Genomic DNA, 23,656 nt, shown 5'->3' with positions numbered 1-23,656 from the left:
GCTCAGTCGTCGTCGCGGGTCCGGACGACCACGAGGAACGCGTCGGACCTGAGGTCCATGACGACGGTCGCGGGCTCGCCCTCCGCGCGGCGCCGTGCCGCGTACTCCTCCGCTGGCCACGATCCTCGCGGAGCCCCCGCGGGGAACCGCTCCAACACCTTCGCGCCCATGGCGGCAGCCACCTCCATGTCTCTGTCATCGGTACGGGCCGACAGCGCCCCTGTCCCTCGCCTGCCCGCAAGCGAAGCGGTCATGTCAACCAGTCGGCGGTGTCCCGTCAGCCGGCCCAGGGTGTGCCGTCGTCACGGCTCAGTCGCCCCGGCCACCAGGAGAGCGGTCCGATGTCCCGCACCAGCGCGGGCACCAGCAGCGAGCGGACGACGAGCGTGTCGAGGAGCACGCCGAACGCGACGATGAAGGCGATCTGGACCAGGAAGGCCAGCGGGATCACCCCGAGCGCGGCGAAGGTCGCGGCGAGGACCACACCGGCCGAGGTGATGACCCCGCCGGTCGCGGTCAGCCCGCGCAGCACGCCCCGGCGCACCCCGAGCCGCAGCGACTCCTCGCGGACCCGGGACATCAGGAAGATGTTGTAGTCGACGCCGAGGGCGACCAGGAAGACGAAGCCGTACAGCGGTACCGACGGGTCGGTGCCGGTGAAGCCGAAGACGTGCTCGAAGACCAGGGCGGAGACGCCGAGCGTGGCGAAGAAGTTGAGCGCCACGGTCGCCACCAGCAGCACCGGCATCAGCAGGGACCGCAGCAGCAGCGTCAGTACGACGAGGATGATCGCGAGCACCACCGGCACGATCAGGGTCCGGTCCCGCTCGGCGGTCCGCAGGGTGTCGTACTGCTGCGCCGTGTACCCGCCGACGAGGGCGTCGGCGTCCGGCACCGCGTGCAGGGCGGTGCGCAGCCGGGCGACGGTGTCCTTGGCGGCGTCGCTGTCGGCGGCGGCGCGCAGGGTGACGTCGACCCGCACGCGTCCGTCGACGACCAGCGGGGCACCGCCGGGACGGCCGCTCTCCGCGACCGGCGCGGCCGAGGCGACGCCGTCGGTGGCGCGGGCGGCGTCGACGACCTCGGTGAGCCGGTCGGCGTCCGCGACGACCACGGCCGGGTTGCCGGAGCCGCCGGGGAAGTGCTCCCCGAGTGTGCGCTGCGCGGTGACGGACGGGGCGTCGCCCACGAACGTCTCGTCCAGCGGTACGCCCTTGGAGGTGAGCGCGGGGGCGAACGCGGCGCAGGCCAGCAGTCCGGCCAGGGCCACCGCCCACACGCGGCGCGGCGCCCGGTCGACCAGGGCGGCGACCCGCTGCCACACCCCGGCACCGGCGCCGCGCCCGTCGGCGTCCGGGTGCGGCCTGGCGGGCCAGTAGGCGGCGCGGCCGAGGAGGACCAGGACGGCGGGCAGGAAGGTCAGGGTGCTCAGCACGGCGCAGGCGATGCCTATCGCGCCGACCGGTCCGAGCGCCCGGTTGTTCGTCAGGTCGCTGAGCAGCAGCGCGAGCAGGCCGAGGGCGACGGTGGCGGCGCTGGCCACGACGGCGCCCCAGGACCGCCGCAGCGCGGCGGTGACGGCGGCGAACCGGTCGGCGCGGGTGACCAGTTCCTCGCGGTGGCGGGCGGTCAGCAGCAGCGCGTAGTCGGTGGCGGCGCCGATCACCAGGATGGACAGGATGCCCTGGACCTGGCCGTCGACGCGCACCAGGTCGTGGTCGGCGAGGGCATAGGTGACCGCGCAGGCGAGGGCGAGGGCGAACACCGCGCCGAGGATGATCACCACGGGCAGCAGCACACTGCGGTAGACGAGCAGCAGGATGGCCAGGACGGTGATCAGGGCGACGGCGAGCAGCAGTCCGTCGATCCCGGCGAAGGCGTCCGAGAGGTCGGCCTGGCTGGCGGCGGGTCCGGCGAGGTGGACCGTGGTGCCGGGAACGGTCCCGGCGCCGGTGCGGACCCGGTCGAGGGTGTCGGCGAGCTGGTCGCCGAGGTCGGGCCGGAGCGGGACGACGCCCTGGAGTGCCTTGCCGTCCTCGGAGAGCAGGGCCGGGGACACGGCGCCGGTGACGCCGGGGGCGTCGCTGAGCGCGGCCAGCGCCTTGGTCGCCGCGTCCCGCCGGTCGCCCATGTCCGCGCCCGACCGGTCCGTCCAGACGACGACGGCGGGCAGCGTCTCGTCCTGCCGGAACGCGCGCTGGGCGGTGACGACCTCGGTGGACTCGGCGCTGCGCGGCAGGAAGGCGGCCTGGTCGTTGGTGGCCACCTCGCCGAGCCGTCCGGCGAAGGGGCCGAGGGCCCCGCCGATGCCGAGCCAGACGGCGAGGAGCAGCAGGGGGACGAGCAGGCGCGCTCGTCGGGGGCTGGGGGTCGTCATGGTTCTCCGGGTCCGCGGTGGGTGATCGGGATCGGGCAGTAGCTCAATGAAAAAGTATCTCAATCATTGAGCTATCTGACCGCCGAGGTGATCGTAGGTGACGCCCCTTGTTCCGCCGCGCACCGGCCCCCGGATGCGGTGGTCAGCGGCCGTGTGGCCGGACCGACGCGAGTTCGTCGTTGAGTCCGGCGAGGAAGCGCAACGCCACCGCCAGCTCCTCCGCGGTGAAGCGGCCGGTGGCCGCCTGGGTCGCCGCGGCCAGCGGCCGGAAGTACGCCCGGGCGGCCGGGCGAGCGTCGGCCGCGTAGTGCAGGTGGACGACGCGGCGGTCGGCGCTCTCCCGGACGCGTCTGATGTGCCCCGCCCGTTCGAGCCGGTCGACGCAGGCCGTGACGGCTCCCGAGGTGAGGCCGAGGTGCTCGCGCAGCCGCCCCGGCGTCATCGGCTCGTCGGCGTCGAGGATCGCGGCGAGGGCGTGCACGTCGGTGGGGTGCAGCCCCTGGTCGCCCGCGAAACCCTGCACCAGACGGTTGATCTCGCCGTTGAGCCGCCGCAGCTGGACGGCGAAGGACTGGAGGTCGGCCACGCGTTCAGCCTATAGAAGCGCGACGGGAGAACCGTTGGCGGGCACGCATCCGACATCACCTCCCGCGGGGAAGTGATCCGCGAACGATCCGCACGAAGGGACCGACAGCCGATGAACGCCGAGGATCCGCCGCAGGGCCCGCGCTCACTCGTCACCGGCGCCACCGGGTACATCGGCGGCAGGCTGGTGCCGGAGCTGCTCACGGCCGGGCACCGGGTGCGCTGTCTGGCCCGCTCCCCCGGCAAGCTGCGCGACCAGCCCTGGGCGGGCGAGGTGGAGGTGGTGCGCGGGGACGTCACCGACCAGGCGTCCGTCGCGGCGGCCATGGAGGGCGTCGACGTGGCGTACTACCTGGTGCACGCGCTGGCCAGCGGCCGGGGCTTCGAGGACACCGACCGGCGGGCGGCGCGGATCTTCGCGACGGCGGCGCGGACCGCGGGCGTACGCCGCGTCGTCTACCTCGGCGGCCTCACGCCCGCCGGCATCCCGGAGAGCGAGCTGTCGCCGCACCTGCGGTCCCGGACCGAGGTCGGGCGCATCCTGCTGGACTCCGGGGTCCCCACCGCCGTGCTGCGGGCCGCCGTCATCATCGGCTCCGGCTCCGCCTCCTTCGAGATGCTGCGCTACCTCACCGAGCGGCTGCCCGTGATGGTCACCCCGAGCTGGGTGCACACCCGCATCCAGCCGATCGCCGTACGGGACGTGCTGCGCACCCTGGTGGGCTGCGCGGAGCTGCCCGCCGAGGTCAGCCGGGTCTTCGACATCGGGGGTCCCGAGGTGCTGACGTACCGCGACATGATGCTCCGCTACGCGCGGGTCGCCGGGCTCGGGCGGCGGATCGTGGTGCCGGTGCCGCTGTTCACGCCCGGACTGTCCAGCCACTGGGTGGGCCTGGTGACGCCGGTGCCCGCGTCGATCGCCCGGCCGCTCGCGGAATCGCTGCGGCACGAGGTGGTCTGCCACGAGCACGACATCGCGCGGTACGTGCCGGACCCGCCCGGCCACCCCCTCGGCTTCGACGAGGCGGTGCGACTCGCCCTGCTCCGGGTGCGGGACGCGCAGGTCACCACCCGCTGGTCCAACGCGGCCGTCCCCGGCGCGCCCAGCGACCCGCTGCCCACCGACCCGGACTGGGCGGGCGGCAGCCTCTACACCGACCGGCGCGAGCTGGCGGTGCCCGCGTCGGCGGAGGCGCTGTGGCGGGTCATCGAGGGCATCGGCGGCGAGAACGGCTGGTACTCCTTCCCGCTCGCCTGGGCGGCGCGCGGCTGGCTGGACCGGCTGGTCGGCGGCGTCGGGCTGCGCCGGGGACGCCGGGACGCGCACCGGCTGCGGGTCGGCGACTCGCTGGACTTCTGGCGGGTGGAGGAGATCGAGCCGGGCCGGCTGCTGCGGCTGCGCGCGGAGATGCGGCTGCCGGGCCTGGCCTGGCTGGAGATGTACGCCGAACCCGACGGCGAGGGCCGCAGCCGGTACCGGCAGCGGGCACTGTTCCATCCGCGCGGACTGTTCGGCCACGCCTACTGGTGGGGCGTGTCCCCCTTCCACGCCGTCGTGTTCGGCGGCATGGCCCGCAACATCGCCCGCGCGGCGGCGGCCCACCGCGTTCCGTCACCGCCCGCGGTGGAGTCCGCTCCGTGAACACCTCCGTCGCCGCGGCCGCACACCGCACACCGCACACCTCACCCCCCTCCCTGGAGTCCGCGCCGTGACCGTCTCCGTCGTCCTGTTCACCGCCGACCTGCGGCTGCACGACCACCCGCCCCTGCGCGCCGCTCTCGACGGGTCCGGCGAGGTGGTGCCGCTGTTCGTGCGTGACCCGGCGGTGGACGGGGCCGGGTTCGCCGCGCCCAACCGGCTGGCGTTCCTCGCCGACTGCCTCGCCGACGTCGACGCGGGGCTGCGCGAGCGCGGCGGCAGGCTGGTGGTGCGCACCGGCGACGTGGTCGAGGAGGTGTGCCGGGCGGTCACCGAGGCGGACGCCGACGAGGTGCACATGGCGGCCGACGTGAGCGCGTACGCGCGGCGCCGGGAGGCGCGGCTGCGGCGGGCGCTGGAGGCGGAGGGGCGGCGGCTGCTGGTCCACGACACGGTGACGACGGCGGTCCCGCCCGGGGAGCTGACCCCGGCCGCCTCCGACCACTTCGCCGTCTTCACGCCGTACTTCCGGCGCTGGTCGGAGCAGCGGCTGCGGGACACGTTCGGCGCGCCCCGGCACGTCCGGGTCCCCGAGCACGTCGGCTCCGAGCCGCTGCCGTCCCGCAGGGGCCTGTCCGGGCTGTCCCCCGCGCTGCCCGCCGGGGGCGAGACGGCGGGCCGGAAGCGGCTGACGGCCTGGCTGCGCTCCGGGGTGCACGACTACGAGGACCGCCACGACGACCTGTCCGGCGACGCCACCTCCCGGCTCTCCCCGCACCTGCACCTCGGCACCCTCTCCCCCGTCGAACTCGTGCACCGGGCGCGCCGCGCGGGCGGCCCCGGCGCGGAGGCGTTCGTACGGCAGCTCGCCTGGCGTGACTTCCACCGGCAGGTGCTCGCGGCCCGGCAGGACGCCGCCAGCGCCGACTACCGCACCCGGCACGACCGCTGGCGCTCCGGGCGTGCCGCGCGCGACGACATCGAGGCATGGCGGGAGGGCCGTACCGGCTACCCGGTGGTGGACGCGGCGATGCGGCAACTGCGCCACGAGGGCTGGATGCACAACCGGGGGCGGCTGCTCACCGCGAGCTTCCTCACCAAGACGCTGTACGTCGACTGGCGGGTGGGCGCCCGGCACTTCCTCGACCTCCTCGTCGACGGCGACCTGGCCAACAACCAGCTGAACTGGCAGTGGGCGGCCGGGACCGGCACCGACACCCGGCCCAACCGGGTGCTGAACCCGGTCACCCAGGGCAAGCGGTACGACCCCGACGGGGCGTACGTACGGCGCTGGGTGCCCGAACTCGGCGACCTGGCCGGGTCAGCGGCGCACGAGCCGTGGAAGCTGCGGGGACTCGACCGGGCCGCGCTGGACTACCCGGACCCGGTGGTGGAGCTGTCCGAGGGCCTCGACCGGTTCCGCCGGGCCCGCGAGGGCCGCCCGTGAGGCGGAGGTCCGGCGGGCCCGACACCGCCGCCCCTGAGGCGAAGGTCCGGCGGGCCCCACACCGCCGCCCGTGCGGCGAGGTCACGGCGGCTCCGGGTTCACCACCCCGGACAGGGCGTCGAGGGCCTCCGCCAGGCTGGTCGGCCGGAGCATCCCGCGTGTGGAGCGACCGGCCCAGCCGGGCCCGGCCAGCACCACCACCGGCTGGCCGCGGGCGCCCTTGACGCCCCACCGCGCCCCGGCGACATGCCTGGCCAGCGGCACACTCGCGCTGGAGCGGGCCTGTGCCCAGAGCACCACGGCCGCCGGACCGATCCGGTGCACCGCCGCCGTGAGCGACTCCGCGGGGACGGCGGCGCCGAACATCCGCGTGGGCGTGCCCCGTTGGCCGAGGGAGGCGTTGAGCGCCTCCAGCGGCAGGGTGTGCTGTTCGCCGGGGACGCAGGCCAGCAGCACGGGCCCGGCCGCCGGGGCGCCGCCGTCCTGCCGCACGGGGGCCGGGGTGTGCCGCCGCAGGGTGGTGGAGACGTGCCAGGACAGCAGGTGCTCGACCTCCACGTAACGGTCGCCGGAGGAGGCCCACTTGCGGCCCACGGCGTGCAGGGTCGGCACCATCACCTCCTGCCAGGCCACGGTCAGGCCGTGTTCCTCGACGGCCACCGCCAACTGGTCCTCGACGGCGGGGGCGTCGAGCCGGACGGCGGCGCGGGCGAGGCCGCGGCACTCCTGGCGGACGTCGCCGAGGGGCAGCGTGCCCGCGGCCCGGGAGCGGGTGGACGGTTCCGCGCGCACCGGCCGCTCCGCGGGGACCGTGGTGGCGCCGCCCTCCCTGACCGTCCGGGCCGCCTCGCCGGGCGGCACGCCCGCCGAGGTCAGCTTGCACATGGCCTCCAGCAGCGCCACGTCCGCGGGCGTCCAGCGGCGGTGCCGTCCGTCGCCGCGCACGGCGGGGCCGAGGCCGTAGCGGCGGTCCCAGGAGCGCAGGGTGGTGGGGGAGACGCCGAGTCGGCGGGCCACGGCACCGGTGGTCAGACCCGCGGATGCCGCGCCGTCAGGTGCTTGCGGGGACTCCGACGAGGGCTCGGACATGCCGCGACTATACGGCGACGCACGGTGACCCGACGCAGAAACGATGCAAGTTGAGGGCCTCGCGGCCACGCTCCGACGATGACGGCCCGGGGGCGCACCCCGGCACCGCCGCAGCCCAGGTGAGGAGCCGTCGCCATGAGCCCACCCGCGAGCGCCACCCGGCCCGCGACCGCCGACGAGGAGCTGGCGCGGGGCCTGGTCGCGGGCGACGAGGCGTGTCTGGCAGCCGTCTACCGGCGCTGGTCACCACTGGTGCTTTCGCTGGCCTCGCGGACCCTGGGGGACGTCAAGGAGGCCGAGGACGTCACTCAGCAGGTGTTCCTCGGCGTGTGGCGCGGGCGGCACACCTACCACCCCGAGCGCGGTCACCTCGGCGCGTGGATCGTCGGGATCACCCGGCGCAGGATCGCCGACACGCTCTCCGCGCGCACCCGCCGTCTGGACCTGATCGCCTCCGCGGGATCGGTCCTGCTGGTCGCCGAGGCCCCCGCCGCACTGCCCGAGGCCGCGCTCGACCGGGTGCTGGTCCGGCAGGAGCTGGCCAAGCTACCGTCGCCCCAACAGCGGGTGCTACGGCTGGCGTTCTACGAGGACCTGAGCCAGACCCAGATCGCGGAGCGCACCGGCTGGCCGCTGGGCACGGTCAAGAGCCACGCCCGCCGGGGACTGCACCGGCTGCGGCAGCACCTGGCGGCCGAGGAGCACCCGTAGGCCACGCAGCGGCACCCGCGGGCCCGCCGGGACGCCGCCGCGGCCACCCGCATCCGCCGGACCCGCCCGGGCGGAAGAGACGCACACCCCCGGAGGAGTCGGCACCCCCGGGGGTACCTCGCATTTCAGGTTTATATGCCCTGACCTCTACACATAAGGGTGGAATAAGCGCAGAATAAACCTGCGCGGCGCGCGCCGCACACCGCACCAGACGCGGTCGCCTGCTAGTCGAAAAGGAGACGAGTCATGGCCAACGTCTCACCCACCCGAGGTGACCTCAGCACCCACCCCGACGCCTCCGAGATGCGCGCCAGGTACGCACGCGTCCTCGGCGGCCGTGACGTGGCGCTCGTGGACGGACCGGTGTTCCTGCTCGGTCTGTACTGCGCCGTGTCCCCGTGGATACTCCACTACACGACCAGCCAGCCCGCGCTCGTCCCCCACAACCTGATCGTGGGCATCGCCATCGGCCTGCTGGCCCTCGGTTTCACCAGCACCCCGGAGCGCATGTACGGCCTGAGCTGGGCCACCTGCGCGATCGGCGCCTGGATGATCGTCTCGCCGTGGATCGTCGGCGACAGCCCGGACGCGGGCGTCATCTGGAACAACGTCGTCATCGGCGCCCTCGCCGTGATCCTGGGCATGGCGTGCGCGGCCACGGCGGCGAAGAGCGCCCCGCGGGCGTAGCAGGACGCCGGAGAGCCGGAACGGCCGGTCCGCGGGCGCCTGCGGACCGGCCGTTCCGGCTCCCGCCCCCGTCCCACGCCCCGGCGGGCTCCCCGGGGACTGTCTCCGCCGTCCGGGGGCAGACGTCTGTCAGGGAGGGCTCCGACAAAGAGGGACGGAAATGGAGATCTCGGGAATCATCAGTGCCATCATCATCGGCATCGTCATCGGTGTGCTCGGACGGCTCGTCGTCCCGGGACGCCAGCGCATAGGGGTCCTGTGGACCATCGCCGTCGGCATCGTGGCGGCGCTCATCGGCTCGGCGATCGCGAACGCCTTCGACGTGTCCGACACCAACGGTGTGGACTGGATCGAGTGGCTCATCCAGATCGGCCTCGCCGCACTCGGCGTCGCCGCCCTGGACCGCTCCAAGGCACGCCGCTGACGGCCCACGACCGCGCACGCCTCACCCCTCGTACACGTAGGGCGTGGTCGTGGTCAGCGGCACGAAGCCGAGGCGCTCCAGGATGGGGCGGCTCCGCTCGGTGGCGTCCACCTGGAGGTAGCGGTAGCCGCGGTCGGCGGCGATCCGCGCCCGGTGGGCGACCAGCGCCCGGTAGAGACCGCGGCCCCGCCAGCCCTCGACCGTGCCGCCGCCCCACAGCCCGGCGAACGGGGTGCCCGGCACCAGTTCCATCCGGGCGGAGCTGACCGGCTCGTCCCCGGCGAGGGCGACCACGGCGACCAGGTCCTGCGGGTCGGCCGCCAGCCGGTCGAGCAACTGTCGCCGCAGCGCGGTGGCGTCCGTGCCGAACGCGCGCTCGTGCACCCGCGTGACCAGGTCGACGCCCGCCGCGTCCGACACCGCGACGACCCGGACGCCCGCGGGTGGCTCGGCGTTCGGCGGGACCTCGCCGGTCTCCGCGACCAGCAGCGTCTCCGCGGGCTCGGGAACGAACCCGGCGGCGCGCAGCCGCCGTCCGAGACCGGCGGGCAGGTCATGGCCGTACAGCTTCCACTCGAAGCCGTGGCCGAGCGCGGTGTAGCGGTCGACCTGCTCGGCGATCACCGCGTCCACGTCGGCGTCCGCGCTGTCCGGGTCGAGTCCCGACCACAGCACGCCGTTCCAGCCGTGCGCGGGGGCGACCTGCCGGACCACCCGGCCCACCCGTTCGACCCGGGCGCCGGTGCCGTCGGGGCGGGCGCCCCGGCGCATCTCACGGTCGTAGCGGTCGAGTACCGCGGCGGTGTCGTTCACGCCGCCCACCCCACCATCCGCCTCCCGGGACGGCAACGCCTTTTCCGACGGGCGGAGATGCACCCGGCGACCGGCGGTGCCTACGACCGAGGAGTCCCCGGACCAGGTGGCCAGCCCCGTCTCCTCCCCCGGCGCGGAGGCACTTGCTCGTGCTGTCGGCACGTCGGCTGACGGCCGCGTACCTCGTACTCGTCGCGGTCGCCACCGCCGTCCGCATGACCGTCCCCGCCGCCCGGCCCCCCGTGTGGGCGGCCATCGGTGCCGCGGGCGCCGCGGCCGTCCTCACCGGCACCCGGCCGCACCGGCCCGCGCACGCCTGGCCCTGGTGGCTGCTGGCCGCCGGGCTGCTGACGTTCGTCACGGGCGACCCGTACGGGCGGCCCCACCGGCCCGGCACCGGTGAGGCGCGCCACCGGGTCAGCGCGTCACGCGCGGGCGGGACCGCCGTACCAGCGCCGCCCCGCCCAGCACCATCGCCGTGGCGCCGAGGGCGGCAGGCAGGACGGCGTCCGCTCCGGTGTCGGCGAGGGCGGCGTCGGCGGCGGGCGGCGGGGTGGCGGGGTGTGCCGCCGGGGGCGGGACCGGGCGGGTCCGCGGCGGCTCGGCGGGCTCCGGGCGCGTGGGGCGCTCGGGCGGCTCGGGCGGGGCGGGGTGCCTCGGCGGTGGCTCGGAGGTGTGCGTGGACTCGTTGCCGACCGCCGGGTTGCCGACGCCGACCACGCTCACCGCGTTGCCGCTGACGTTCACCGGGAGGTGGACCGGCAGCCGCACGCCGTTGCCGGAGACCAGCCCCGGCGCGTCCTCCTCGTGCCCGTGGGCGGACGCCCCGGCGGGCGGCTGGTGCGCGGGGCCGCCCCCGGTGGCGCAGCGGTTGCCCGCGGCGGGGTTGAGCAGCCCCACCACGTTCACGGTGTCGCCGCACACGTTCACCGGTACGTGCACCGGGAGTTGGACGGTGTTGCCGGAGACCACCCCGGGCGAGCCCACGGCCGCTCCGTCCGCCGCGGAGTCGGCGTACGCCGGGCACGTCACGGCCATCGCGCCGGATGCGGCGACGACGGCGATCACACCGTTTCGGGTAACCCGTCTCATGGGATCCCTGCCTTCCAGACATGGTCACGGGCAGTCGCCCGTACCGGAAAGAACGCCGCTAAACCATCAGAGTTATGGCTTATCGGCCTTTCACCCCATCGAGTGGCACGGTTATCGAACCAACAGCAAGAGCCACCGAACGGGACATCAACGGCGGGGCGGCACGTGACTTCGGGGGGATGCCCGTCCGGAGGCGTGCCTTCCGGGGGGCCTCTATGGTGAGCGAGGGCCCCGCCCGCGTCCCTGGAGGCAGCACATGCATCGCTCGACGCGCACCGCGCTGCGGCGCGGCCCGCTGATACCGGCGCTCGCCCTCGCCCTGCTGGGCGCGGGGGTCCCGGCGGCGACCGACGACGACACCGAGGCGGACCTCTCCCGGTTCTACCGCCAGCGGGTCAAGTGGTCCGCCTGCCAGGGCCCGGAGGCGCCGGAGGACCTCCAGTGCGGCAAGGTCAAGGTGCCCCTCGACTACGCCAGGCCGCGCGCCGGGAGCATCGGACTCGCCCTCGCCCGCTACCGCGCCACCGGCGACCGGCGCGGCTCGGTGGTGCTGAACTTCGGCGGCCCCGGCGGTTCGGGCGTCGCCGGACTCGCCGCGGACGGCACGGACTTCATGGGGCTGACCGACGGCTACGACGTGGTCAGCTTCGACCCGCGCGGCGTCGGCCGGTCCGCCCCGGTCAGCTGCGGCGACGGCTTCCTCACCGCGGAGGCCAGCGACGACACCGACGACACCGACGACATGCTGCGCGATCCCCTGGCCGCGCTGCGGGAGTTGCGCGAGACCGCCGACCAGTGCGCCCGGCACTCGGGGCCCGTGCTGCGGCACATGGGCACGGTCGACGTCGCCCGGGACCTCGACGTGATCCGCCAGGCGCTCGGCGACGACAAGCTCAACTACCTGGGCTTCTCCTACGGAACCCGGCTCGGCGCGGTGTACGCGGCCCGGTTCCCCGACCGGGTGGGCCGGTTCGCGCTGGACGGCGTGGACACGCTGACCGAGCCGCTCACCGAGCAGGGGGTCGCTGGCGCCGAAGGGCAGCAGCGGGCGCTGCGGGACTTCGTCGACTGGTGCGCGCGGGACATCGGATGCCCGTTCGGACAGGATCCGCGCACCGGCCGCGAGGAGGTCGTCCGGCTGGTCCGCTCACTCGACGAGGACCCGGTGCCGACCGCGTTCGGCGGCACGTTCTCCGGCCAGGACCTGGTCGGCGCCATCGGACAGGCGCTCTACAGCAGGGACCTGTGGCCCTCGCTCCAGCGGGCGCTGGCCCTGCTGGTGGAGGACGGCGACACCCGGGGCGTGGAGGCGTTCACCTCCGGCGGTTTCGCGCTGCCGGTGCGGATCGGCCCCCGTCCCGGCCGGGACGGCGGACTCGCCGACGAGGAGGACGTCCCGCTCGACAACCTCCCGGCCGCGCTGATGGCGGTCAACTGCGCCGACGACCCCGACCGCCCCACCGCCGGGCAGATCACCCGCGAGCTGCGCAGGCTGCGCGCCCGGTACGAGCGGGCGTCGCCGGTGTTCGGCCGGTACCGGCTCACCCAGGTGCTGATGTGCTACGGCCGCCCCAAGGGCACCCCCTACATCCGTGAGCGGGTCAGGGACGTCGACACGCCGAAGATGCTGCTGGTCGGCACCCGCGGCGACCCCGCGACGCCGTACCGCTGGACCGAGCAGACCGCCGAACGGCTCGGCCCCTCCGCGGTGGTGCTCGACAACCGCAGCGAGGGCCACACCGGCTACGGCTCCTCCACGTGCGTGCACCGCAAGGTCGACGACTTCCTGCTGTACGGCTCCCTGCCGCCCGACGGCAGCTCCTGCGGTGCCGAGGACGGCGACTGAACGGCCCGGCGCCCCCCTCCGCCCGCGCCGGGCCGCCCCACGTGCCGCACCGACAAATCGGACCTATGGTGCTGTCATGGAGCACGCACTCAGTCCCGCGACCCTCGCCGAGCTGCGGCGCCCGCGCCCCTACCCCGCGGTGTCCGTGCTGACCCCGACCCACCGGCGCGAGCCCGACAACCACCAGGACGCGGTCCGGCTGCGCAACGTCGTCGCCGAGGCCAAACGGCAGTTGGAGCAGGACCCGGCGGTCACCCGGGAGCGCCGCACCGACGTCGAGGAACACCTCGACCGGGCGCTCGCCGAGGTCGACCTGGCCCACACCGAGGACGGACTGGTGATCTTCGCCGCGCCCGGTGAGCACCAGGTGTGGTCCCTGGCCCGCCCGGTGCCGGAGCGGGTGGTCCTCTCGGACACCTTCCTGACCCGCAACCTCGTCTCCGCACAGGCCTCCGAGCGGCCGTTCTGGGTCATGTCGGTCGCCTCCGACCGGGTCACCCTGTGGAGCGGCGGCGTGGACCGGGTGACCGAGGAGCACACCGGCGGCTTCCCGATGACCCGGGACGCGAGGAACTTCGACCCCGAGCGGCAGGAGCGGATCGGCGACACGCCGAGCGCGTTCCGCGACGAGGACACCAAGCACTTCCTGCGCGACGCGGACACCGCGATGGCCGCGGTCCTGCGCCAGGACCCCCGGCCGCTGTACGTCACCGGCGAGCAGGCGGCGCTGTCGCTGCTCGACGAGATCGGCGGCGTCTCCCGCGACGCCGCACAGGTGCGGCACGGCGGGCTGGCGCACGGCAGCCACGAGGCGGTGTGGAAGGCGGTCCGGCCGCTGCTGGAGGCGGAGGCCCGGCTCAGCGCCCACACGGTGACCGAGGAACTCGTCAAGGCACGGGGCCGCAAGGAGTTCGCGGCCGGTCTCGACGAGGTCTGGCAGAACGCCCTCCAGGCGCGGGTGCGGCTGCTCGCCGTCGAGGAGAACTACCGCGCGACGGTACGCGACGACGGCGGCCATCTGGTCCCGGCCGCCGGCGACGACCTCGACGCCCGCGTGGACATCGTGGACGAGATCGTCGAACAGTGCCTGGAGACCGGCGCCGAGGTCCGCTTCGTGCCGGACGGGACGCTGGACGACGCCGACCGCATCGCGGGGGTCCTGCGCTACTGACGGGGCCCGTGCCCGTGTGCCTACGCTGTCCCCGGACGACCGGCGACGAGGGAGTGCGCACGTGGGTGACGTGGTGGGCGTGGCGGTGCTGGGTGCCGGGCACATGGGTGCCGACCACATACGGCGCCTGGACCGGGTGGTGAGCGGCGCGCGGGTGGCCGCCGTCGCCGATCCGGACGCCGAGCGGGCCAAGGCGGCGGTGGCCGGGATCGGGGCCGTGTCGGTGCACACCGAGACGGCCGCCGCCCTGGACGCGCCGGGCGTGGACGCCGTCCTGGTCGCCTCGCCCGGCCCGGCGCACGAGGAGGCGCTGCTCGCGGCCTTCGCGCGGGGGCTGCCGGTGCTCTGCGAGAAGCCGATGGTGCCGGACTCGGCGGGGGCGCTGCGGGTGGTGGAGGCGGAGGCGCGGCTCGGCCGCCGACTGGCCCAGGTCGGGTTCATGCGCCGCTACGACGCCGAGTACCGCGACCTCAAGGCCCTGTTGGACAGCGGCCGCCTCGGGCGCCCGCTGATGCTGCACTGCGTGCACCGCAACGTCTCCTCACCGCCCGGGTTCACCTCCGCGATGCTGGTCGACAGCTCGGTGTCACACGAGATCGACGCGGCCCGCTGGCTGCTCGGCCAGGAACTGACCGCGGTGACGGTGCTGCGGCCCCGGCCGTCCGCGGGTGCGCCGGACGGGCTGCTCGACCCGCAGTTCGTGCTGCTGGAGACGGCGGCGGGCGCCCTGGTCGACGTGGAGGTCTTCGTCAACTGCGGCTTCGGCTACCAGGTGCGCTGTGAGGCGGTCTGCGAGGCGGGCAGCGCCCGGATCGGCGAGGAGCACACCATGCTCGTCACGGCGGACGGCGGGGCGCGCGAGGAGGTGCCGCGGGACTACCTGGTGCGGTTCGCGGACGCCTACGACCAGGAGGTGCGGGCGTGGGTCGACGCCGTCCGCCGGGGCCGCGCCACCGGCCCCACCGCCTGGGACGGCTACGCCGCCTCCGTGGCCGCCGAGGCGGGCGTCCGCGCCCAGGAGACGGGCACCAGGACCGCCGTCGAGATGGCACCCCGCCCTGCTCTGTACGACGCCGCGGAAGACCCCGTGGGCCCCTAGAACAAAGGGCCGTCGAACACCCGGACGGGTGCGGAAAGAATGAACCGACGGGCCGTCAACTAACCTATAAGGCAAGGCATTTGACTCACGAAGCGAGACCCCTCCAGGGGGCGACACACCACCCCCTGGAGGACTGTGGCATATGCCAGAAGCACCACCGGATCGTGTGTCACCAAATCCCTTACAGGGCGTCGCGGGCTGTGCGACAGTCGTTAACGGTCCCTTCGTCCGCCTTGGCCGTACCGTCCCCCATCGGAGTGCGTCATGCCGTCCCACCTCTCCGCGGACCGCCCCTCCGCCCAGCCGCCCGGACGCGGCCCGGTCGACGCGCTGATCACGCAGACGCGACGGCTCAAGGGCGAGGTGGACGCCGTACGGAGGGACACCCGGGGCGACGGCACGGACCCGCGGGACCGCTGGCAGCGCGCCCTGTGCGAGCTGGCGCTGCACCAGCTCAACGACCTCGACGAACACCTGGCCCAGCTCAGGGACGGCCCCCCGCCCGCGCCGCCCGCCCCGCACGACGGCTCCCTGCTCAGCCGGGTCGGCAGCGCGGAGTGGCACCTGCTGACCGACGAGGCCAACTGGTCCGCCGAGTTGTACGACATCCTCGGCCGCGACCCCGGCTCCGCCCCGCTCACCCTCGACGAGCTGCCCTCGCTCGTACTGGCCGAGGACCGGCCCCTGCTGACCGCGATGGTCACCGACTGCCTCGTCGACGCCCGGCGCATCGACGGCGAGTTCCGGATCGTCCGGCCCGGCGGCGAGGTCCGCACCGTGCACATGATGGGCGAACCCGTGCTCGGCACCGACGGCGGCACCGCCTCCATGTGGGCGGTGCTGCGGGACGTGAGCGCACTGCGGCGCAGCCAGCGCGTGGTGAGCGAGACCCGTGACTCGCTCCAGCGCCACCGGCGGGACACACGGACCGAGCACCGGATCGCGGTCGAGTTGCAGGAGGCCGTGCTGCCGACATGGCACGGTTCCCTGCGGCTCCCGCACCAGGGCCCGCCGCACCTGGAGCTGGCGGCCCGCTACCTGCCCGCCGCGGCCGGCGCGCTGATCGGCGGCGACTGGTACGACGCCCTCGAACTGCCCGGCGGCGAGACCTTGCTGAGCGTCGGCGCCCTCACCGGGCACGGCGTCGCCGTGACCTCCGGCATGGCGATGCTGCTGGGCGCCGTACGCGGGATGGCGATGGCGGGGAGCGAGCCGGGCCCGCTGCTCGGCGGGCTCAACCGGCTCCTCGACACCACCGCGCAGCCCGCCCTCGGCAGCGCCGTCTGCTGCCGCTACCGGCCCGGCACCCGCACCCTGGTGTGGGCGCAGGCCGGACACCCCGCCCCGCTGCTGTTCCGCGACGGGACGGGGCACCGGCTGAGCGCACCACCGGGCGTCCTGCTCGGCGCCACCTCGGGAGCCGGGTACGGCCAGGCCGAAGTCACCCTCGACGTGGGCGACCTGCTCCTGCTGCACACCGACGGGCTGGTGCCGGGACACAGCGCGCCGACGGTCGACGACCGCCTCCTCGACCTGGCCCCGCGGCTCAGCGCGGCGCCCACCGCGCAGGACTGCGTGGCGACGGTCGTGACGGAGTTCGGAGCCACCGGACGCGAGGACGACGCCTGTGTGCTCGCCGTCAGGGTGACCGGGTGACCGTCACACCTGGGCGCCGCTGCCGCCCCGCTCGCGCGGCTTGGGCAGCGCCAGCCTGATCTCCTCACGCAGTTGCTGGATCCGCGGGAACTCGGCGTACTGCGCGGTCAGTCGGTACATCTGCCGCAGCCGGTCCCAGGTACGGCGGGAGGAGTTCGAGCCCATCGACATCAGGGCCAGCCGGGCATAGCGGTCCGCCTGTTCCGGATCGTCCGCGATGAAGCAGGCGGAGGCCATGGAGAGGTGGTCGAAGATCTTCGACCGCTCCCGCCCGTCGTTGCGCAGGGCGAGCGCCTTCTCCGCGTAGTGCTGGGCGTGCACGGCCGCGCCCGGTTCGAACTCCGCCAGGGTGCGGTAGGACAGGGCCTGCATCCCGTACAGGTCGGCCTCGTCGAACAGCTGCATCCAGTCCGGTGGTTCGACGTCCCGGCGGTCGGAGACGAAGAGGTCCTCCGCCTGCCCCAGGGTGCGCCGCATCGCCTGCGCCTTGCCCATGGACGCCTGCGCCCACGCCTCGACGGTGTGGAACATCGCCTGGGTGCGCGGCAGCACCTCCTCGCCGGAGCCGGAGATGGCGAGCTTCATCAGCTCCAGGGCGTCGTCGGGCCGTCCCAGGTGCACCATCTGGCGGGCCGCGCGGGAGAGCGCCTCCCCCGCCCGGGGCCGGTCGCCGCCCTCCCGCGCGGCATGGGCGGCGATGACGAAGTACTTCTGGGCCGTGGGCTCCAGGCCGACGTCGTGCGACATCCAGCCCGCAAGGACGGCGAGGTTGGCGGCGACGCCCCACAGGCGCCGCTGGAGATGGTCGGGGTGGTGGTAGGCGAGCATCCCGCCCACCTCGTTGAGCTGGCCGACGACCGCCTTGCGCTGGAGCCCTCCACCGCGGGCGGCGTCCCAGGCACGGAACACCTCCACCGAGCGCTCCAGTTCCTCGATCTCCTGCGACCCGATGGGGGCGGCCTCGTAGCGGTCGAACCCAGCGGGGTCGGCGTGCAGGGGGTCGTCGAGACGGGGAGCGTCGGCGGCCAGGGAAGGGTCGGTGCGCAGCCAGTCGTGCATGGCGCTGCTGAGTGCGGATCCCGCGGCGAGCACGGCACCCGCGCCCACCAAGCCGCGTCGATTGAGCATGAGGTCCATTCCCGTGAATTCGGTGAGGACCGCGGCGGTCCGCTCGGGCGCCCACGGCACACCGTCGGGATGCTCCACGCTCCCGCCGCCCTGCCGTTTCCCCGCACGCCCGTGCCGTACCAGACCGAGGTCCTCGATGGTCACGACACGGCCGAGACGCTCGGTGAACAGGGCCGCCAGCACCCGCGGCACCGGATCGCGCGGGATCTCTCCCATGTCGATCCACCGCCGCACCCGCGAGGTGTCGGTCGCCAGCTGGGGGTGGCCCATGGCCGCCGCCTGCCGGTTGACCAGCCTCGCCAGCTCTCCCTTGGACCAACCGGCCAGGCCGAACAGGTCCGCAAGGCGGGTGTTGGGTTGTCCGCTCACGTCAAGCCCCCAGGTTCTCGGCTGGAGTTGACAGTAGCCGCGCGACAGTTGCCCGGCGACTATTCGCCAGGGTTCGCCAGGGTGCGCCAGATGGTGTGCCACGGGGCATCCGGTGTCAGGTAGGAAAGCGCCACCCCGACCCGGTCGCCGAGGGGCATTCCCCAGGGTGCGCCACGGCGGCCGGGGGCGGGTGACGCACTGACTTACGGCAGGCACAGCAGGCACACGAAGGGATCTGTATCGCCCATGTACGCAGCATCGTCCTCCGTGTCCGCCCCGCCCCGGTCGCTGCGCCCGCGTCCCCCGGCTCCCGCCGCACCGCGGACGGGGGAGGTCCCCCTGACGGGCGGCGGCCCCTATCTCGCCCCGGCGCGACCGGCGGTCCCCGGGCTGGGCACGGGCCGGGCGCGGCGCGGCACGGCGCCGGGCGCGCAGCCGCTCAGCGGGAGACTCGACCTGTCCGGCCCGCAGGGCGCCCAGCTGCGTACGGCGATCGCGTCGGTGCACCGGATCTGCCCGGAGTTCTCCCCGGTGCAGGTGCTGCGCCGCAGCGGCCGGTCGGTGCTGCTGGTGGGCACCACCGGGCGGAGCACGGCCGTCGCCAAGTGCTTACTCGACCAGTCGCCCGCCTGGGCCGAACGGCTCCGGCACGAAATAGCTGCGTACCGCTCGTTCGTCCGGCACCGCCCGCCCGTGCGGGTGCCCCGGCTGATCGCGGCGGACCCGGACAACTGCACCCTGGTGATCGAGCGGATGCCCGGCCGGGTGGCGGCGCTCCAGCGGCATCCGGTCGAGTCGCCGCCGCGCGCCGACGTGCGGGCGGCGCTGGGCGCGATCTGCCGGGTGAACGCCTGGCGGCCCCCGCCGGGCACCTTCGACGCCCCGCTGGAGTACGCGGCCCGGATCGCCCGCTACCACGAACTGGGCCTGCTCACCGACCGTGACCTGGGCGACCTGCAGAAGCTGCTGCACGGCATCGCCCAGACGGCGGGGCGGCACGGCATGGGCCAGTTCTGCCACGGTGACGCGCTGCTCTCCAACGTGCTGCTGTCCCCGGCCGGTCCGGTGCTGGTGGACTGGGAGCACGCGGGCTGGTACCTGCCGGGGTACGACCTGGCCACGCTCTGGTCGGTCCTGGGCGACTCCCCGGTGGCGCGGCGGCACATCAGCCAGATCGCGCAGTCCGCGGGGCCTGCCTCCCGCGACGCTTTCCTGGTAAACCTGATGCTGGTACTGACCCGAGAGATCCGGACCTACGAGACGGCCGTGCAGCGTTCGATGCACGACACGACCCCGGCGGCACCGGGAGTGGCCCCCCCGGGTGCTGCGCCGTCCGGCGAGGAACAGCGGCTGTTGCTCAGGCGGCTGCACGACGACTGCCAGCTGGCCCGACGAGCGGTACGGGCGGCGGTCGGTACTCGCTGAAGGGGATGACGGCCCGCGGTGCGCCTGGGACAGGGACGCACCGCGGGCCTCGTCGTTTCCGACCGGCGGGCCGCCGCGGTCATTGGTGTACTCCAGTGACGCCCCGCAGGCCGTGGCGCCGCCGCCGCGAAACTCCTGGTGACCCGCGCTGACATGGGAAATCGTGGGTGAGCGGGCATGATTGACGGATCGTCGGAGACCGGGTACCACTGACACGCCCGGCCCCGCACGGCTCATCGCCCCCACCCGTTCCCCAGGAGACCGCGTTGCGAGGATCCGTTCCCCAGCCCCTGACGAGAGCCGCCCAGGCCCTGGCCTGCGGGGCGCTGCTGCTGCCGCTGCTGGCCGCCGTCCCCGCCCCCGACGAGGCACGCCCGGCACCGGCCGGGCTCCAGTCGGCGTTCGCCGCCGCGGCGGCCGAGTACCAGGTGCCGCAGAGCGTGCTGCTCGGCGTCTCCTACCTCCAGTCCCGCTGGGACGCCCACGCCGGGGCGCCGAGCGTGACCGGCGGCTACGGCCCGATGCACCTGACCGACGCCCGTACCGCGCTCGCCGGTGCCGCGCACCACGCCGAGGGCACCGAGGACCCGCGCGGCGACGACGCCCGGCCGGTGCTGCTGCCCGACGCGGAGCCGTCGCTGGACGGTGTGGCGCTGCCCGCGCGGCTGCGCACCCTGCCGGAGGCGGCCGAACTGACCGGGCTCAGCGCCGAGGAGCTGCGGACCGACCCGGCAGCCAACGTGGCGGGCGGCGCCGCGCTGCTGGCGGCGGCCCAGCGGGAGCTGGGCGAGCCGCTGAGCGCGGACCCGGCGGACTGGTACGGGGCGGTGGCCCGGTTCTCCGGCGCCGACGACCAGGCCACCGCGTCGGCGTACGCCAACAACGTGTACGACGTGATCCGCGACGGCGCGCGGCGCGTCACGGACTCCGGCCAGCCGGTCACCCTGCCCGCCCGCCCCGGCCTCGCCCCGGACACCGCCCAGGTAGGGCGGGCGGGCCTGCGGACGGCCGCCGCCGAGGGCACCGAGTGCCCGGCGTCGGTGTCCTGCGAGTGGATCCCGGCGCCGTACGAGGAGTTCGGCGACGGCGACTATGGCAACCACGACCTGGGCGACCGCCCGGCGTCGCAGCGCATCCAGTACATCGTCGTCCACGACACGGAGGGCGCCTGGGAGGGCGTCCTGAACCTGGTGCAGGACCCGACCTACGTCTCCTGGAACTACTCGCTGCGCTCCACGGACGGCCACATCGCCCAGCACGTGAAGGCGGAGGACGTCGCCTGGCACGCGGGGAACTGGTACGTCAACGCCAAGTCGATCGGCCTGGAGCACGAGGGCTTCCTCACCAACCCGGACGCCTGGTACACGGAGGCGATGTACCGGTCCTCGGCGCGGCTGGTGAGGTACCTGTCGAAGAAGTACGGCATCCCGCTGGACCGGCAGCACATCCTGGGCCACGACACGGTGCCGGGACCGACCTCGGGCACGGTCCCGGGAATGCACACCGACCCGGGCCCGTACTGGGACTGGGCGCACTACTTCGAGCTGCTCGGCCGCCCGTTCGCGCCGACGGCGGGCCCGTCCGGCGGTCTGGTGACGATCCTGCCGGAGTACGACGCCCACCAGCCGGAGTTCACCGGCTGCGTCACCCGGGGCGAGCCGTGCGCGGCGCACGGGTCGAGCGCCGTACGCCTGTACTCCGGGCCAGGCACGGGCTACCCGCTGATCAAGGACATCGGGCTGCGCCCGGACGGCTCCGGCTCGACGACCGGCGTCAACGACATCGGCTCCCGCGTGTCCACCGGCCAGCAGTACGCGGTCGCGGGGCGCGACGGTGACTGGACGGCGATCTGGTTCCTCGGGCAGAAGGCGTGGTTCCACAACCCGGCCGCGCAGCCGGTGGCGGTCTCCGCGAAGGGCCTGGTCGTGACGCCGAAGGAGGGCCGCGACACCGTCCCGGTCTACGGCCGCGCCTACCCGGAGGCGGGCGCGTACCCGGAGGGCGTGCCCGCGCAGGCGGTGTCGCCGCTGCCGTACCAGCTGCCCGCGGGCCAGAAGTACGTGGTCGGGGCGAAGGTGCCCGGCGAGTACTACTACGCGGTCACCTTCGACACCGCCGGGCACCGGGTGGTGCGCGGGTCCGACCTGTACTACGAGATCCAGTACGGCCACCGGGTGGCGTTCGTGCGGGCCGCGGACGTGACGGCGGTGCCCTCCTGGTCGTAGCCCAGGGGCCTCAGCCCTGCTGGAAAAGCTCCGCCGGGAGCGGCTTCAGCAGGGCGTAGAGGTCGTCGGTGATGGGGCGGTCCCAGGCGGCGATGGTCACCAGGACGTTGTCGCTGCGGTCGAACTGGACGCAGGAGACCCGGCTCTCGGAGAGCTTCACCCGGCGCACGATCAGCAGGTTGTCGCCCTGCATCACCGGCACGTCCTCGGTGCCGACGACGGTGACCTCCTCGTCGTTCTCCAGCGCGATCAGCAGCTGGGCCACCTCGAAGGGGATCTCGTCGTCGGCGACGTCACGGGCCGGGGAGCCCTCGGGGAGGTTGCCGATGATCATGGCGGGGCCGCGTCCGCCGAACAGGTCGTAGCGCAGGAAGACGCCCTGGCAGGTGCCGTCGGGGGCGGGCAGCAGCCCGGCGCCGAGGTTGCCGGGCCAGTCGCCCGGGTCCATGGCCAGTACGTCGAAGTCGGGCCCGGCGGGCGTTGCGCTGCGGCGGCGGAGGAACGACATGGAGCCATGGTACGTGGCCGGGCGTGTCCCGCGTCACCTCACTCCTCGGGCGGGGCCGGCGGCACCACGGCGACGGGGCCGGCGGCGTGCAGCAGGACGGCGTGGGTGACGCTGCCCATCATGCGGGCCGGGGCCAGCAGGCGGCGGCGGTGGCGGCCGACGACGGTCAGTTCGGCGCCCGGGGAGGCGGCGACGAGCTGGCCGGCGGCGTCGCCGGGGGCCACGACCGCCTCCACGGTCACCTCGGGGTGGCGGGCGCGGTGCGGGGCGAGGAAGCCGTCGGTGAGGGCGCGGGTCTCGTTCTCGACGGCGTCCTGGTCGACGCCGGTGGGGATCAGCTCGCCCGCGGCGCCCGCCCAGATCTGCACCGGCCACGGGTAGGCGGCGAGCACGTGGAGCCGGGCGCCGCGCAGCGCGGCCTCGGTGAAGGCGAAGTCGAGCAGGGCGTCGTCGGGGCTGTCGGTGTTGAGGCCGACGACCACCCGGGGGCCGGGCGCCACCGGCGGGGCGTCGGGGACCTCGCGGCCGGGCCGGGGGACGACGACGACCGGGCACTCGGCGTCCCGGGCGACGGTGAGGCTGCTGGAGCCGAGGAGCAGGCTGGCGAAGCCGCCGCGGCCCCGGGAGCCGAGGACCAGCAGCCCGGCGTCCGCGCCGAGTGCCGACAGCAGCGGTCCGGGCGCGCCCTCCAGACCGACGTACTCCACGTCGGCCGGGTCGGTACGGCCCGTCAGCCGGTCGCGGGCCTGGGCGAGGACCGGGTCGTCGGCCGGGTCGGGCAGCACGGCGACCTCGCCGACCTGGGCCCACTGGGCGTACTGCCGCACGTGTGCCACGCGCAGGGGTGCCCCGCGTCCACGGGCGGCGCCCAGCGCCCAGTCGAGGGCGCGCAGGCTGTCGTCCGAGCCGTCGACCGCCGCGATGACCGGCAGAGCGCTCATGGGTTCCTCACCTCCGGAGTGCGACCTTCCTCAAGCCAGCCTCGCTCAGGCCGGGCCCGCTCCCCGCTCTCCAGCGTCGCGTGTCCGGAAAATCACGCCGTGGCGCGCTCAGGTGAGGTCGAACTCCCCTTCCCTGGCCCCCGAGACGAACGCGCCCCACTCCGCGGGCGTGAAGATCAGCGACGGGCTCTCCGGGCGACCGCTGTTGCGCATGGCGATGAACCCCTCGACGAAGGCGATCTGGACATCCCCCAGGCCACGGCTGCTGGACTGCCACTGGGCGTTGGTCAGGTCCAGCTCGGGCTTGTCCCAGCCGGTGAACGGCTGCTGCTGGATGGTGCTCTCGGCCACGTCCGTGCTCCTCCCGAATGCGTCGTCCGCGGGCCAGCCTAGCGATCGGGTCCCACCGCGGACAGGCCACGTG

Annotated in this window: 21 protein-coding genes; 11 read left to right on the top strand and 10 right to left on the bottom strand. The window is 74.5% G+C overall.

Annotation, left to right across the window (positions count from 1 at the left end; translation table 11 throughout):
- Positions 1-2: 2 nt before the first annotated feature.
- The 3 genes from ABZ659_RS23130 to ABZ659_RS23120 form a co-directional block, all read right to left on the bottom strand.
- The gene (locus ABZ659_RS23130; protein ID WP_360223236.1) at positions 3-188 is read right to left on the bottom strand and encodes a hypothetical protein; all 186 of its coding nucleotides are present in this window, start codon (positions 186-188) and stop codon (positions 3-5) included.
- Positions 189-277: 89 nt separating this feature from the next.
- Positions 278-2,377: an MMPL family transporter gene (locus ABZ659_RS23125; protein WP_360223233.1), complete on the bottom strand. Its 2,100-nt coding sequence runs from the start codon at positions 2,375-2,377 to the stop codon at positions 278-280.
- 142 nt (positions 2,378-2,519) lie between these two features.
- Entirely contained in the window at positions 2,520-2,963 is a 444-nt protein-coding gene (locus ABZ659_RS23120; RefSeq protein ID WP_360223230.1) for a MarR family transcriptional regulator, read from the bottom strand.
- 111 nt (positions 2,964-3,074) lie between these two features.
- Here ABZ659_RS23120 and ABZ659_RS23115 point away from each other — a divergent pair, with 111 nt between their 5' ends.
- The gene (locus tag ABZ659_RS23115) at positions 3,075-4,604 is read left to right on the top strand and encodes an SDR family oxidoreductase (protein ID WP_360223227.1); all 1,530 of its coding nucleotides are present in this window, start codon (positions 3,075-3,077) and stop codon (positions 4,602-4,604) included.
- A 67-nt stretch (positions 4,605-4,671) separates the two neighbouring features.
- A complete protein-coding gene (locus ABZ659_RS23110) occupies positions 4,672-6,048 on the top strand; it encodes a deoxyribodipyrimidine photo-lyase (protein ID WP_360223224.1) in 1,377 nt (458 codons plus the stop codon).
- An 81-nt stretch (positions 6,049-6,129) separates the two neighbouring features.
- Here the strand turns inward: ABZ659_RS23110 and ABZ659_RS23105 are convergent, their stop codons facing one another.
- Complete coding sequence (locus ABZ659_RS23105; protein WP_360223221.1) at positions 6,130-7,137, bottom strand: MerR family transcriptional regulator; 1,008 nt, start codon at positions 7,135-7,137, stop codon at positions 6,130-6,132.
- A 135-nt stretch (positions 7,138-7,272) separates the two neighbouring features.
- On the opposite strand from ABZ659_RS23105, the gene ABZ659_RS23100 reads away from it, so the two are divergent.
- The 3 genes from ABZ659_RS23100 to ABZ659_RS23090 all read left to right on the top strand — a co-directional run bounded on the left by ABZ659_RS23100 (position 7,273) and on the right by ABZ659_RS23090 (position 8,959).
- Positions 7,273-7,848 (top strand): sigma-70 family RNA polymerase sigma factor, encoded by a 576-nt coding sequence (locus ABZ659_RS23100; protein WP_360223218.1) that lies wholly within the window; start codon positions 7,273-7,275, stop codon positions 7,846-7,848.
- A 246-nt stretch (positions 7,849-8,094) separates the two neighbouring features.
- Positions 8,095-8,535 carry an SPW repeat protein gene (locus ABZ659_RS23095; protein ID WP_360223215.1) on the top strand — a complete coding sequence of 147 codons (441 nt, stop codon included), beginning with the start codon at positions 8,095-8,097 and terminating at the stop codon, positions 8,533-8,535.
- Positions 8,536-8,695: 160 nt separating this feature from the next.
- On the top strand, positions 8,696-8,959 hold the full coding sequence (locus tag ABZ659_RS23090) for a GlsB/YeaQ/YmgE family stress response membrane protein (protein WP_360223212.1): 264 nt from the start codon (positions 8,696-8,698) through the stop codon (positions 8,957-8,959).
- A gap of 21 nt (positions 8,960-8,980) precedes the next feature.
- On the opposite strand, the gene ABZ659_RS23085 is transcribed toward ABZ659_RS23090, so the two are convergent.
- Together ABZ659_RS23085 and ABZ659_RS23080 are read right to left on the bottom strand one after the other, a co-directional pair.
- A complete protein-coding gene (locus ABZ659_RS23085; RefSeq protein ID WP_360223417.1) occupies positions 8,981-9,730 on the bottom strand; it encodes a GNAT family N-acetyltransferase in 750 nt (249 codons plus the stop codon).
- 459 nt (positions 9,731-10,189) lie between these two features.
- Positions 10,190-10,864: a chaplin gene (locus tag ABZ659_RS23080; RefSeq protein ID WP_360223209.1), complete on the bottom strand. Its 675-nt coding sequence runs from the start codon at positions 10,862-10,864 to the stop codon at positions 10,190-10,192.
- Positions 10,865-11,120: 256 nt separating this feature from the next.
- On the opposite strand from ABZ659_RS23080, the gene ABZ659_RS23075 reads away from it, so the two are divergent.
- From ABZ659_RS23075 to ABZ659_RS23060, 4 genes are all read left to right on the top strand, one after another.
- A complete protein-coding gene (locus ABZ659_RS23075; RefSeq protein ID WP_360223206.1) occupies positions 11,121-12,710 on the top strand; it encodes an alpha/beta hydrolase in 1,590 nt (529 codons plus the stop codon).
- Between the two features lie 76 nt (positions 12,711-12,786).
- On the top strand, positions 12,787-13,881 hold the full coding sequence (locus ABZ659_RS23070) for a chemotaxis protein (RefSeq protein WP_360223203.1): 1,095 nt from the start codon (positions 12,787-12,789) through the stop codon (positions 13,879-13,881).
- 61 nt (positions 13,882-13,942) lie between these two features.
- Complete coding sequence (locus ABZ659_RS23065) at positions 13,943-14,980, top strand: Gfo/Idh/MocA family oxidoreductase (protein WP_360223200.1); 1,038 nt, start codon at positions 13,943-13,945, stop codon at positions 14,978-14,980.
- Positions 14,981-15,244: 264 nt separating this feature from the next.
- Entirely contained in the window at positions 15,245-16,636 is a 1,392-nt protein-coding gene (locus tag ABZ659_RS23060; protein ID WP_360223197.1) for a SpoIIE family protein phosphatase, read from the top strand.
- Between the two features lie 3 nt (positions 16,637-16,639).
- Here the strand turns inward: ABZ659_RS23060 and ABZ659_RS23055 are convergent, their stop codons facing one another.
- Entirely contained in the window at positions 16,640-18,133 is a 1,494-nt protein-coding gene (locus ABZ659_RS23055; RefSeq protein ID WP_360223194.1) for a hypothetical protein, read from the bottom strand.
- A gap of 246 nt (positions 18,134-18,379) precedes the next feature.
- On the opposite strand from ABZ659_RS23055, the gene ABZ659_RS23050 reads away from it, so the two are divergent.
- Together ABZ659_RS23050 and ABZ659_RS23045 are read left to right on the top strand one after the other, a co-directional pair.
- Complete coding sequence (locus tag ABZ659_RS23050) at positions 18,380-19,558, top strand: aminoglycoside phosphotransferase family protein (RefSeq protein WP_360223191.1); 1,179 nt, start codon at positions 18,380-18,382, stop codon at positions 19,556-19,558.
- 266 nt (positions 19,559-19,824) lie between these two features.
- Positions 19,825-21,783, top strand: a complete 1,959-nt coding sequence (locus ABZ659_RS23045) for an N-acetylmuramoyl-L-alanine amidase (RefSeq protein ID WP_360223188.1) — start codon at positions 19,825-19,827, stop codon at positions 21,781-21,783.
- Between the two features lie 10 nt (positions 21,784-21,793).
- Here ABZ659_RS23045 and ABZ659_RS23040 read toward each other — a convergent pair whose 3' ends face one another.
- The 3 genes from ABZ659_RS23040 to ABZ659_RS23030 form a co-directional block, all read right to left on the bottom strand.
- Positions 21,794-22,291 (bottom strand): hypothetical protein, encoded by a 498-nt coding sequence (locus tag ABZ659_RS23040; RefSeq protein WP_360223185.1) that lies wholly within the window; start codon positions 22,289-22,291, stop codon positions 21,794-21,796.
- A 38-nt stretch (positions 22,292-22,329) separates the two neighbouring features.
- On the bottom strand, positions 22,330-23,232 hold the full coding sequence (locus tag ABZ659_RS23035; RefSeq protein WP_360223182.1) for a universal stress protein: 903 nt from the start codon (positions 23,230-23,232) through the stop codon (positions 22,330-22,332).
- Between the two features lie 108 nt (positions 23,233-23,340).
- Positions 23,341-23,583 (bottom strand): DUF397 domain-containing protein, encoded by a 243-nt coding sequence (locus ABZ659_RS23030; RefSeq protein WP_360223179.1) that lies wholly within the window; start codon positions 23,581-23,583, stop codon positions 23,341-23,343.
- Between the last annotated feature and the right edge of the window lie 73 nt (positions 23,584-23,656).

The organism is Streptomyces sp. NPDC006997 (genome assembly GCF_040635175.1).
In the GTDB taxonomy this organism is placed as follows: Bacteria; Actinomycetota; Actinomycetes; order Streptomycetales; family Streptomycetaceae; genus Streptomyces.
This window is presented reverse-complemented; position numbering and strand designations above follow the sequence as displayed.

Excerpts from the sequence above, each read along its gene's own strand:
- ABZ659_RS23115 (WP_360223227.1), top strand. The coding sequence starts at position 3,075 with ATGAACGCCGAGGATCCGCCGCAGGGCCCGCGCTCACTCGTCACCGGC.
- ABZ659_RS23070 (WP_360223203.1), top strand. The coding sequence starts at position 12,787 with ATGGAGCACGCACTCAGTCCCGCGACCCTCGCCGAGCTGCGGCGCCCG.
- ABZ659_RS23060 (WP_360223197.1), top strand. The coding sequence starts at position 15,245 with ATGCCGTCCCACCTCTCCGCGGACCGCCCCTCCGCCCAGCCGCCCGGA.
- ABZ659_RS23075 (WP_360223206.1), top strand. The coding sequence starts at position 11,121 with ATGCATCGCTCGACGCGCACCGCGCTGCGGCGCGGCCCGCTGATACCG.
- ABZ659_RS23050 (WP_360223191.1), top strand. The coding sequence starts at position 18,380 with ATGTACGCAGCATCGTCCTCCGTGTCCGCCCCGCCCCGGTCGCTGCGC.
- ABZ659_RS23095 (WP_360223215.1), top strand. The coding sequence starts at position 8,095 with ATGGCCAACGTCTCACCCACCCGAGGTGACCTCAGCACCCACCCCGAC.
- ABZ659_RS23080 (WP_360223209.1), bottom strand. The coding sequence starts at position 10,864 with ATGAGACGGGTTACCCGAAACGGTGTGATCGCCGTCGTCGCCGCATCC.
- ABZ659_RS23090 (WP_360223212.1), top strand. The coding sequence starts at position 8,696 with ATGGAGATCTCGGGAATCATCAGTGCCATCATCATCGGCATCGTCATC.
- ABZ659_RS23035 (WP_360223182.1), bottom strand. The coding sequence starts at position 23,232 with ATGAGCGCTCTGCCGGTCATCGCGGCGGTCGACGGCTCGGACGACAGC.
- ABZ659_RS23130 (WP_360223236.1), bottom strand. The coding sequence starts at position 188 with ATGGAGGTGGCTGCCGCCATGGGCGCGAAGGTGTTGGAGCGGTTCCCC.
- ABZ659_RS23105 (WP_360223221.1), bottom strand. The coding sequence starts at position 7,137 with ATGTCCGAGCCCTCGTCGGAGTCCCCGCAAGCACCTGACGGCGCGGCA.
- ABZ659_RS23040 (WP_360223185.1), bottom strand. The coding sequence starts at position 22,291 with ATGTCGTTCCTCCGCCGCCGCAGCGCAACGCCCGCCGGGCCCGACTTC.
- ABZ659_RS23085 (WP_360223417.1), bottom strand. The coding sequence starts at position 9,730 with ATGCGCCGGGGCGCCCGCCCCGACGGCACCGGCGCCCGGGTCGAACGG.
- ABZ659_RS23125 (WP_360223233.1), bottom strand. The coding sequence starts at position 2,377 with ATGACGACCCCCAGCCCCCGACGAGCGCGCCTGCTCGTCCCCCTGCTG.
- ABZ659_RS23100 (WP_360223218.1), top strand. The coding sequence starts at position 7,273 with ATGAGCCCACCCGCGAGCGCCACCCGGCCCGCGACCGCCGACGAGGAG.